This window comes from Algoriphagus ratkowskyi (assembly GCF_002150505.1).
Lineage (GTDB): Bacteria > Bacteroidota > Bacteroidia > Cytophagales > Cyclobacteriaceae > Algoriphagus > Algoriphagus ratkowskyi.
Window position 1 is genome coordinate 37,842 of sequence record NZ_MSSV01000015.1, and the last position, 11,072, is coordinate 48,913.

Annotated in this window: 11 protein-coding genes; 7 read left to right on the plus strand and 4 right to left on the minus strand. The window is 39.6% G+C overall.

Annotated features, from left to right (window positions below; genetic code table 11):
- Positions 1 to 63 precede the first annotated feature (63 nt).
- Positions 64 to 1,086: a 4-hydroxythreonine-4-phosphate dehydrogenase PdxA gene (gene pdxA / locus BVH02_RS14760; protein WP_086502236.1), complete on the minus strand. Its 1,023-nt coding sequence runs from the start codon at positions 1,084 to 1,086 to the stop codon at positions 64 to 66.
- A gap of 120 nt (positions 1,087 to 1,206) precedes the next feature.
- On the opposite strand from pdxA, the gene rsmA reads away from it, so the two are divergent.
- The 7 genes from rsmA to BVH02_RS14795 all read left to right on the plus strand — a co-directional run bounded on the left by rsmA (position 1,207) and on the right by BVH02_RS14795 (position 7,171).
- Positions 1,207 to 1,992, plus strand: coding sequence for a 16S rRNA (adenine(1518)-N(6)/adenine(1519)-N(6))-dimethyltransferase RsmA (gene rsmA, locus BVH02_RS14765; protein WP_086502237.1), 786 nt, complete (start codon positions 1,207 to 1,209; stop codon positions 1,990 to 1,992).
- On the plus strand, positions 1,979 to 3,346 hold the full coding sequence (mgtE, locus tag BVH02_RS14770) for a magnesium transporter (RefSeq protein ID WP_086502238.1): 1,368 nt from the start codon (positions 1,979 to 1,981) through the stop codon (positions 3,344 to 3,346). Before rsmA ends, mgtE begins: the two co-directional genes overlap by 14 nt.
- Before the next feature lie 12 nt (positions 3,347 to 3,358).
- Entirely contained in the window at positions 3,359 to 4,285 is a 927-nt protein-coding gene (locus BVH02_RS14775; protein WP_086502239.1) for an NAD(P)-dependent oxidoreductase, read from the plus strand.
- Between the two features lie 463 nt (positions 4,286 to 4,748).
- Positions 4,749 to 5,132 carry a hypothetical protein gene (locus tag BVH02_RS14780; protein ID WP_086502240.1) on the plus strand — a complete coding sequence of 128 codons (384 nt, stop codon included), beginning with the start codon at positions 4,749 to 4,751 and terminating at the stop codon, positions 5,130 to 5,132.
- Positions 5,133 to 5,327: 195 nt separating this feature from the next.
- Positions 5,328 to 6,041: a DUF421 domain-containing protein gene (locus BVH02_RS14785; protein WP_086502241.1), complete on the plus strand. Its 714-nt coding sequence runs from the start codon at positions 5,328 to 5,330 to the stop codon at positions 6,039 to 6,041.
- Between the two features lie 222 nt (positions 6,042 to 6,263).
- A complete protein-coding gene (greA, locus tag BVH02_RS14790) occupies positions 6,264 to 6,737 on the plus strand; it encodes a transcription elongation factor GreA (RefSeq protein ID WP_086502242.1) in 474 nt (157 codons plus the stop codon).
- Positions 6,738 to 6,778: 41 nt separating this feature from the next.
- Complete coding sequence (locus BVH02_RS14795; protein ID WP_086502243.1) at positions 6,779 to 7,171, plus strand: HIT family protein; 393 nt, start codon at positions 6,779 to 6,781, stop codon at positions 7,169 to 7,171.
- Between the two features lie 101 nt (positions 7,172 to 7,272).
- Here the strand turns inward: BVH02_RS14795 and BVH02_RS14800 are convergent, their stop codons facing one another.
- The 3 genes from BVH02_RS14800 to BVH02_RS14810 all read right to left on the minus strand — a co-directional run bounded on the left by BVH02_RS14800 (position 7,273) and on the right by BVH02_RS14810 (position 10,859).
- Entirely contained in the window at positions 7,273 to 8,148 is an 876-nt protein-coding gene (locus BVH02_RS14800; protein WP_086502244.1) for a carbohydrate kinase family protein, read from the minus strand.
- Positions 8,138 to 9,484 carry a sugar porter family MFS transporter gene (locus tag BVH02_RS14805; protein ID WP_086502245.1) on the minus strand — a complete coding sequence of 449 codons (1,347 nt, stop codon included), beginning with the start codon at positions 9,482 to 9,484 and terminating at the stop codon, positions 8,138 to 8,140. Before BVH02_RS14805 ends, BVH02_RS14800 begins: the two co-directional genes overlap by 11 nt.
- Before the next feature lie 82 nt (positions 9,485 to 9,566).
- Positions 9,567 to 10,859 (minus strand): acetyl-CoA hydrolase/transferase family protein, encoded by a 1,293-nt coding sequence (locus BVH02_RS14810; RefSeq protein WP_086502246.1) that lies wholly within the window; start codon positions 10,857 to 10,859, stop codon positions 9,567 to 9,569.
- Positions 10,860 to 11,072 lie beyond the last annotated feature (213 nt).

The following is an 11,072-nucleotide window of genomic DNA, read 5'->3' on the forward strand; positions in this document are numbered from 1 at the left end:
AGAGGATGAAAGAGAATTTGAAATAATCTTTGGTTTCATTTAAAATTCCTCTCTTTCCATTGATTAATCCTCTGATTCTTGCGGATTGTGTCGTTCAATTATATCTGATGCTAAAAATATGGCTGCTCTCATCGAGCCTTCGTCTGCCAGATTTTTCCCCGCAATATTATAGGCTGTTCCATGATCGGGCGAAGTTCTAACTATTGGCAATCCAGCAGTGAAATTTACTCCTGAGCTGAAAGCCATAGATTTGAACGGCACCAAACCTTGATCATGATACATTGCTAAGACGCCGTCGAATTTAGTCTGATGAGCCATTCCAAAGAAACCATCTGCAGGGTAGGGGCCAAACACCATTTTATTTTGATCCTTAAGTGCATGAATAGCTGGTTTGATGATTTTTTCTTCCTCCTCACCTAGAAGTCCATCCTCACCCGCATGTGGGTTCAATCCAAGAATTGCAATTTTTGGCTTATTGATACCAAAGTCTTTCTCAAGACTTTTAAGAAGAATATTAGCTTTCAGAATAATTTTCTCCTGTGTAATATTTTCAGATACTTTTGCTAGCGGTACATGACCTGTCACTAATCCTACTCGAAATTGTTCCGCTACCATAAGCATCAGACTTTCCTTGACGCCAACTTCATTGGTTATGAATTCGGTATGACCTACAAAGTGAAGTTCAGCTGAATTTACGTTGTTCTTATTTAAAGGCGCTGTCACCAAAGCTTGAATTTTTCCCTCTTTGAGATCGTTTACAGCCATTTTTAGTGTTTCCAGTGCAAATCTCCCTGCTTCCTGTGTTTCTGCCCCGGGGATCACCTCTGGGCATTCTTCACTTACATTGATTACATTGATCCGCTTGTGTTGGATTTCCTCTATACTTTTGATTTGCGCAAAATTGAAATCCTCCATACTTAAATGCTTTCTGTAGAAAGTCAATGCTTTACCATGCGCATAGATCAGCGGCGTAAATGACTTATAAGTTCTGTTGTCAAGCAACGCTTTCATAGTTACTTCAGCGCCTATTCCGTTTATATCGCCAATGCTTATTCCGATAATGGGTTTGATCTTGCGTGGATTCATAGAGTATGTAAGTTGGATTTGCAGTTTGGATTGGTATTGCTACCGCATCTAAGCTAGTCCTTTAAAATTATTGTCTTAATTTTGGTTTCGCAATTTATAAAAAATAATCAGAGCTAGCAGATGGAAAAGGTCAAAGCCAAGAAACACCTGGGACAACATTTTTTGACTGATTTAGGTATTGCGGAGCAAATAGCGCAGGCGGTCAAGGGTCATCACGAAGTCACCAAAGTATTGGAGATTGGACCTGGTATGGGGGTGCTTACAGATTACCTTTTGAAAGGAAATCTTGATTTATATCTTATTGACATTGATAAAGAATCTATCGCTTACCTAAATAAAAAATACCCTGAATTAGGAGATAAAATCATCGAAGGTGATTTTCTGAAAATGAACTTAGCAGATGTATTTCAAGAGAAGTTTGCAATTATTGGCAACTTTCCTTACAATATTTCTTCACAAATTTTCTTTAAAGTTCTGGAAGTTAAAGATCAGGTGACAGAGGTAGTCTGCATGCTACAGAAGGAAGTGGCAGAGCGTATAGCTTCGCCTAAAGGAAATAAAGACTACGGAATTTTATCCGTGCTTTTGCAAGCTTTCTACGATATAGAATATCTGTTTACCGTTCCTCCGCATGTGTTTGACCCTCCTCCTAGAGTCAATTCTGGTGTGATTAGATTGACTCGAAATGCGACACAAAGACTGGATTGTAATGAGAAACTCTTCAAGCAGGTTGTAAAGGCTGGTTTTGGTAATCGCCGAAAAACACTAAGAAACTGTATGAAGCCTTTTAATCTTCCTGCTGACTTTAATTCAAACCCTATCTTGGATTTGCGCGCTGAGCAATTGGACGTTGCTGAATTTATATTCTTAACCCAAACTATCGAAGCCTCTCGTGGAAATCATTAAGCAGTTTGAACTTTCAAAAGAGTACTTAGAAAGCCTTCAACAGGCGATCGAAGCCCAAGATTTGAATTTCATCAAAGAGTCCTTAGATGGAGTGAATGTTGCTGATATAGCGGCACTCTTGGATGAGCTATCGATGGAGGAATCGATTTTTGTGCTTCGTGTACTTGAAGCTCAGCTTGCAGCTGATATTATCATAGAGCTGGAAGCTACAAATCAGCATAGAGTTCTGAAGGAACTGGATGTACAAGAAATGGCGAATCTGATCGAGTTGATGGACTCAGATGATGGTGCGGATATTCTGAATCTTTTCTTAGAAAGAGAGCGAGAAGATATCATCAGCCACTTTCAGGATAAATTAAAGTCTGATCAGGTCCTCGAACTCCTGCGCTATGACGAAGATACGGCTGGTGGTATCATGGCAAAGGAATATATACGTGCCAACAAGAACTGGAATGTGGTGCAGACAATCAATGAGATTCGTCGTCAGGCAGAGAACGTGAGTAAGATCTATTCCATTTTCGTGGTGGATAATCGGCAACAATTGATGGGAATCGTATCCCTCAAGCGGATTGTGCTAGCATCAGAAGACACTAAGATTGAAGATATTTTTGAAGAGGAAGTGATCTCCGTTCCAACGTACATGGATCAAGAGGAGGTTGCTGAGATCATGCGTAAGTACGATTTGGAATCTGTGCCAGTGATCAATGGCAAGAACAAATTGGTGGGAAGAATCACCGTCGATGATATTTTGGACGTGATCCGAGAGGAAGCAGAGGAAGATATGCAGGCGATGACCGGTATTTCTGATGCGGTGGATGAATACGATAGCGTACTGAAACTCACCAAAGCTAGGCTTCCTTGGTTGTTAATTGGTATTTGTGGTGGTCTGTTGGGAGCTGGATTTATTGGCTTCTTCGAGGAGGGACTAAGTAAAGTGACTGCACTCGCATTCTTTATTCCACTAATCACTGCAACAGGTGGGAATGTGGGAATTCAGTCATCCTCTCTGGTCGTTCAGTCTCTAGCTAATAAATCAATATTTGATGATTCCTTGGCAAAACGATTTCTCAAAGTATTGCTTGTTGCAATGCTGAATGGGTTGATTTTGGCCACTTTCGTCTTTGGCGTGGTTGTGTTGATCTATCACAATGAGGTTGCATTTGCCTTGGTTGTATCCATAGCCTTATTCTCTGTCGTGCTACTAGCGTCATTTATGGGAACAATTACACCTATTGTGTTAGATAAATTTGGAGTGAATCCTGCCTTAGCTTCAGGGCCATTTATCACTACTGCAAATGATTTAATTGGGCTTGCCGTTTATTTTTTAGTAGCGATGTCCTTACTGAATATTTAATTCTTACAGAAAATGAAGATTCTTATCATTGACGAGATGCACGAGAGTATCATGCCTTTACTGCAGAATGAAGGACATGAGATGGTCTATTCGCCAAAGATCACCCGAGCTGAAATCATGGCCACGGTAGCTGAATTCGATGGGCTAATTATCAGGTCAAAAACCCCCATGGACCGTGAGCTTTTAGAGCGAGCGACGAAGCTAAAGTTTATTGGTAGAGCAGGAGCAGGCTTGGATAAGATTGACTTGGAGTACATGGCTGAGAGAGATATTAAGCTATTTCATGCCGCAAAAGGAAACCGGGATGCTGTGGCAGAACAGGCTGTTGGGATGCTTCTGGCGCTGTTTAATAACCTGGGAAAATCTGACCAAGAAGTCCGTAAAGGTATTTGGGATCGAGAGGGCAACCGAGGCCATGAGTTGATGGGCAAAACAGTAGGCATCATGGGTTTTGGCAATATGGGTAAATCTTTCGCCCGAAGACTTAGAGGCTTTAATGTGAATATCCTAGCATATGATAAGTATAAAAAAGATTTTGAAGAGGACTTCTTTCATGAAGTGACATGGGAAAAGCTGAAAGCAGAAGCTGATATTTTGAGTATTCACGTGCCACTTACCCCTGAGACTCGGGATTTTTTCACATTGAAAGAGCTTCAGAGTTTTGCAAAACCCTTTTGGCTAATTAACACAGCTAGAGGAGAAGTGATCAGTTTTAAGACTTTGAACGAAGCTCTGGATCAAGGGATCTTGCGAGGAGCTTTGCTTGATGTCTTGGAAAATGAGAAGTTTCAAAAGTTTTCTGAAGAGCAAAAAGCAGAATTTGAAAAATTAGCAGCGAGAAAGAATGTGCTATTTAGTCCACATGTAGCTGGCTGGACGTATGAATCTTATGAAAAGATCAACAAGGTATTAGTGAATAAGATCAAATCAGCTTTTTAATATTTTTAACGAAAGCAAATCTCAGCGTTTTTTGTGGTGTCCTAATGGTTTTGTTACAAATTCAGTGGGGTGATAAATTCATTGAGAATTGAAGTTTTATTGTAGGTCTCAAATAAGAAATATTGAATGACTGGGCATCCACCTTTTGGGCAATGGATGGTTCAATAAGAGATCTTTATTACTAATCAACTTTTTGAATTACTCTTTCATCTTACCTATTTTATTGCCCTTCAGTTTACCAAAGCATATCTATATTTTGAAAATAGGTTAAAGCTTTAAATATTAAAATGCTTTGTATGGAGTTTGAAGAGCACATTTAAGGTAAATTCTCTTCTTAGACTAGTTGGAAAAGAGGTATAGAAACTTTCACATAAGCGTGAATTGAAAATTTGGGTGAGAATTTGATTTAGAATTACACTAGCAAGTTTTTCCAACTAAGAATATTTAAAAAAGCACATCAATTATGAAATCTAATTTATTTCTCAGCCTAGCTACAATTGCAGTCCTAACTGTTTCTTGTGGCGAAAAATCAGACAGCGCTTACGAAGACAGCGTTGAAGCTCAAAATAAAATGAGTGGTGAAATGCACAAATCAGATACTAATATCGTCAAGCATGATGGCACATTACTTCCGGAAGCTATGGATCAGACACAATCAATTGAACTGCCTTCTAAAGTGCTTGAAGTAATTGATAATGACAATGCACTATCAGTTGATAAAATTACTAGCAAAAGGAAGTTTGAAGAGAATTCAATCACCTATTACGAAGTGACATTCATGGTTAAAGGCGAACAATCTATCACTATGGTATATGATGAGGATGGGAAAAGAAAATCTTCAAATTAATAAAATCTAGATATTAGAATTTAGAAAAGTGATGATGCCTCCTTTGACCGGCTGCCGGTTGCCGCAAGTTTGCTACGTGTAATGTTCCCATAGTGGTCTTAAACGTAAACCCAAAATAGATACTGCATCTAAAAAATGTAGCATCAGCATGCGCCACAGTCGATAGGAGGCGCCATCATTTTATGTAAACTAGCTATGGAGTCAAAAGAATCAATTGAGCTGTTCGACCTAAGGCGACTTCTAATTGGAGAAGAAATACCTTATTCATTTCTAGCAGAGGTATTTGTTCGGACTACGATAATGTTTTTCATAGTGCTTTTTGTCCTGAGATTATCAGGGAAGAGGGGCATTAAACAACTTTCAATTTTTGAATTAGCTATAATAATATCCTTAGGATCAGCCGCTGGTGATCCAATGTTTTACAATGATGTAGCACTACTGCCCGCAATATTAGTATTTATTATAGTTATCAGTCTTTATAAGTTGATAACTTATTTGACAGGAAGATTCAAAAAAGTTGAAGCATTTGTTGAAGGAGTACCGGTAAAGCTGATCGAGAATGGTAAGATTATATACAAGTCATTCCGAAAAGAGTCTTTAGCTTACGATGAGCTCTTCACTCAACTGCGTCAGAAAAGTGTTACGCATTTGGGGCAGGTGGAATCAGCCTATTTAGAGACCTCAGGTGATTTAAGCATCTTCTTTTTCTCTGATGAAAAGGTGATTCTAGGTTTACCAATTTTACCTGACGTTTATGATTTTCCTTGTGATGAGTTTTTCTCAGAAAATAGCTATAGTTGTAAACATTGTGGAGAATTAAAGCCCGCTAAAGTCAATGATACAGAATCCTGTATTATCTGTGAAAAAAACGAATGGGTGGAGGCGTGGAATACAGCCAGAATAACATAGATGCCTATTATGTACGGTGGAATTATGGATGTTCTTATGAAGATCATCTCAATTTTTGATTTAATAAATTGAAATTATTGAACTAAGTGAAGAATGGATTACTGGCTTTGGTTTCTTTCAAAGCTTTGTTATCTTTGTAGTCAAATAAATGCTTGATAACAAGGTAACGGTCCCGTTTTGAGACCGTTACTTTGTTTTTGTAGCAATTAACAAGAGCCGAAAATGGGAGAAATACAATATTACACTGAAGAAGGTTTGAAGCGTTTGAAAGACGAGCTTCAAATGCTAAAAACCAAAGGAAGAACTGATATATCACTTCAGATTGCTGAGGCAAGAGATAAGGGTGATTTGAGCGAAAATGCTGAATACGATGCAGCAAAGGATGCTCAAGGTCACTTAGAACTTAAAATTGCTAAACTGGAAAATGTAGTCGGCAATGCTAGAGTTCTTGATAGCTCTCAGTTGGACACTTCCAAAGTAGGCATCTTGACAACAGTAACGATCAAAAACGTTAAAAACGGTATGACTGTTAGCTATACGTTGGTGTCTGAACAAGAGGCTGATTTGAAAGCAGGAAAGATCTCTTTAGGCTCACCCTTTGGTAAAGGCCTTGTAGGTAAAAAAATAGGTGATATTGCTGAAGTTGTTGCTCCAGCAGGAACACTTCAATTCGAAATATTAGATATTACATTCTAAATCAATCCCGGCATTTGTCGGGATTTTTACTTTAATACCTTATGGCTTCTATTTTCACTAAAATCATCAAAAGAGAAATCCCAGCTCACATTGTTGCTGAGGATGAAAATTACCTTGCTTTTTTAGACATTATGCCTCTGGTAAAAGGACATGTGTTGGTTGTTCCAAAGAAAGAAGTGGATTACATTTTTGATTTGGAACCAGAAGTACTCTCAGGACTTCACATTTTTGCGCAGCAAGTTGCTAAAGCCATGGACAAAACCATCAAATGCACTAGAATCGGTGTAGCGGTGATTGGTCTCGAAGTTCCCCACGTACATATTCATCTCGTACCGCTTCGAACTATGGATGATATAAATTTTACTCGCCCAAAACTTAAGTTGAGCAATGAGGAATTGGCTGAGATCGCTGAACGGATTAGAGGAGGTTTTTGATTGTAAAAAGTAACAGGTAAGTAGTGAAAAGTGTGTGGAATGTGGAGGGGTAACCTACTTACTTCTTACAAAATTCACCTTTTACATAAGTTGAGTAAAAGTTAACTAACAGAAGTGACGTCTTTAAGCTCATACCTGGGAGTTCCACCTTTTTTACTGGCTACGAAAGCACCTAATTTGCAAGCAAAGTCTAAAATTTGCTCAAGTGGCAGATTCTCTAGATAGGTTTTGATAAATCCGCTTAGGAATGCATCTCCAGCTCCTATACTATCATCAACTTGTACTTTGTAGCCTTCATGAGCTGTTATCTTGCCGTCTTTGTAGATTAAAGCACCTTTCGAACCTTGCGTCACACAGATTAAATCCATCGGGAAATGTTGGTCTAGGTGGCTACAGACATCTTTAACACTTGGCTCAATATCAAAATAGTCTGCAAAAATCTCCAACTCATCCTCGTTGATTTTCAGAATATCTGTAAAGCCTAACAACGTCTCAATTATCTCAAAATCATAGAATGGAGGGCGGAAGTTTACATCGAAGATCCGTACAGTCTTATGATGAAGTAATTTGAGTAGAGTGGAAAGACTTTCGGTATTTCTTACACCAAGGGTTCCAAAAACAAAAGCATCTGAAGCAGCTACTGTTTCATCCATTTCAGCATTCCATTGGATAAAATCCCAAGCAACAGGTGAGACAATGGTGTATTTGATGTTTTCTGGGTCGTTATCATTTACCAAAACTTTTGAAGTCTCATGCTCCTGATTAATCTGTATCAGTTCGACAGGAAGATTAAAAGTCTGTAAGAAGTCGATGAGGTTCTTGCCGTCGGAATCATTTCCTATGGCAGAAATCAATCTAGAATTTAACCCTAATTGATGCAGATTGAGCGTGACATTCATGGGGGCACCTCCAGGCACAGCTCCGGAAGGAAGGCAATCCCAAAGCATCTCTCCGAATATGACAACTTTATGTGGCATGGGTGTTATGTAAATCTTGTTGAATCTCTTCCAATGAACGGCCTTTAGTTTCTGGCATTTTGTATTTGACCCAAAACAATTGCCAAACCATCATCAATGCAAAGAATGCAAAGATGTATCCCGGGCCAAATTGATTGGCGAAATAGGGGAATACATTTGCTATCAAAGCAGCTAAAATCCAGTGTGTAAAGCTTCCGATGGACTGACCATACGCGCGAAGTTCGTTAGGGAATATTTCGGATATAAATACCCAGATGACAGAGCCTTGGCCGACTGCATGTGAAGTGATGAATGCAAAGACAAAGATTGGTAGCCAGAAGTTGTCTATGCCACCAACGAGGAAATTATAAGCCATCAGTGAGAGAGATATAATGTATCCAATCGAGCCGATGTACATCAGTTTTTTTCGACCTATTCTATCGATCAAATACAAACCGACAAAAGTTGCCAGTAGATTCACTACGCCTATTCCGATGGTTGAAAAGAGTGCTGATTCTGTAGAAATTCCTGCCATTTCAAATACTCGCGGAGCAAAGTAGATGATTGCGTTGATACCGGAAACTTGGTTGAAGAAAGCGATAAAAATTGCGAGCATGGTGGTCGACAAAAATGCTTTGCTGAATAAGGCTGCGAAACTTCCTTTTTGCTTGATGCTTTGCTCTTCAATTACTGCCAGTCTGATAGCTTCATCAACTCCTTCTGGATCAGTTCTGCTTAAAATTTCTCTGGCTGCTACTACGTCGTTGAACTTTGCAATAAGCCAACGTGGACTTTCTGGGATTCTGAAAATCATCACAGAGTAGATCAACGCTGGAACAGCCTCCATTCCGAGCATCCATCTCCAGTCGTTGGCTATTCCTGCGGTACCAATCAGGTAATTTGATAAATATGCTATTAAGATACCAAAGACAATGTTGAATTGGTAAAGTGCAACGAGTAAGCCTCTGTTTTTGGCAGGAGCGATTTCAGAAATATACATGGGAGCGACCACCGAAGAAGCTCCTACGCCTAATCCTCCTATAAATCTAAAAAACATAAAGGAATACTCATCTGGAGCCATTCCTGACCCTATAGCTGAGACCAGATATAATGCTCCGATCCAGAGTAAGGACTTTTTTCTCCCAAACTTATCTGCAGGAATCCCCCCAAATAGTGCTCCGATCACAGTTCCATACAGAGCCATTGCGATAGCAAGACCATGGGTCAGGTCATTTAATTTCCAAACATCCTGGATGGCTCGCTCAGCACCAGAAATTACGGCGGTGTCAAAACCAAATAAAAAGCCACCCAAAGCGGCTGTGATAGAAAGGAAAAATGCGTATCGTTTTGAGGACATTAGGTCTTGGGCTATTTATTATTTTGCTAATCTATAGAGAAGCAGAATAAATCAAAACTCCAAGAACTAATTAACTCACTTTTTATCTAAATGGATAAACAAAGCTTCCAAACCTCTCGACAATAGCACGCTCGAGCATCTCTCTATGATCAGGATGAGCAATTCGCATTAATTCATATGCCCGCTGACGAAGGTTTTTCCCGTAGAGATTGACCATTCCATGCTCTGTTACTACGTACTGCATGTGTGCTCTGGTGGTGACTACTCCAGCTCCTTCTTTGAGGAATGGGACTATTTTGGATGTTCCTTTTCGAGTGGTTGATGTTAAAGCCATGATTGGCTTACCCCCTTCGGAAAGAGAAGCGCCACGCATAAAATCCATCTGCCCTCCCACACCGGAATATTGAAAACTACCTATAGAGTCCGCACAGACTTGACCTGTGAGATCCATTTCCACGCAGCTGTTGATAGAGATTACTTTTGGGTTCTTTCTGATCACAGCCGTATCATTGACATAAGCTGCCTCATGGAAGGAGAACTCAGGGTTATCATCTATTGCATCGTACAGTTCCTTAGTGCCTGTTACAAATGCAGATACGATTTTTCCAGGGTGTTTTTTCTTGTATTTATTCGTAATCGCGCCGGATCTAAGAAGACCCAAGATGCCATTTGAAAACATTTCGGTATGAATTCCCAAGTCTTTATGTTGCTTCAATGAGTCGAGAACTGCATCCGGTATAGCTCCAATCCCCATTTGCAAGGTAGATCGATCATCAATTAGTGAGGCACAGTGGTTGCCGATTTGACGCTCTATATCCGTGATTTTCTCTCCATAATCTACTACAGGTAGTGGCTCGTCTATATGAATAGCAGCATGAAACTTAGAAAAGTGAACTTGACCATCCCCATGCGTTCGTGGCATCTGCTTATTTACTTGAGCGATAATTATGCGTGCTGTTTCTACAGCAGGTTTGGCTACATCCACAGAGGTTCCTAGGGAGCAAAACCCATGTGAGTCTGGCTCAGATACGTGTATGATAGCCACATCTAGCTTCAGAATATTTTTTCTGAATAGATGACCAATTTCACTTAGGAAAATTGGAATATATCCTCCATACTCTGAATTGACGGCAGTTCGTACATTCTGAGATACAAAGAGAGAGTTCATATAAAAGCTGTCCTTGCAATCTTCTGACACCAAAGGCATATCTCCTAAAGTAGTTATAGCAACGATTTCTACGTCTCTCAGCTCATTCTTTCTAGCTGCTAGCGCATATAATAGCGTGGTAGGTGTAGCTGCGCTACCATGGATGAAAACACGTTGATGACTTTGGATAGAAGCAACAGCGACTTCAGGTGAGACGTAGTTAATCATAGCGACTGAAATAGATATAAATTTGAATTAATTCAAGCCTCGAAGTTCGGGATAATTCTTATATAAGGTGGTCTAAACCAGGAAATCCGTATATCATCCAGCCAAATTATATTTCGTTTTTCATGTAATAACGAAAGCGAAGCGCCTTTTTAATTGCTATATTTGTGATATGAGCAAATAGCTGACATAAATCATATTTGCTTTAGAAGACTG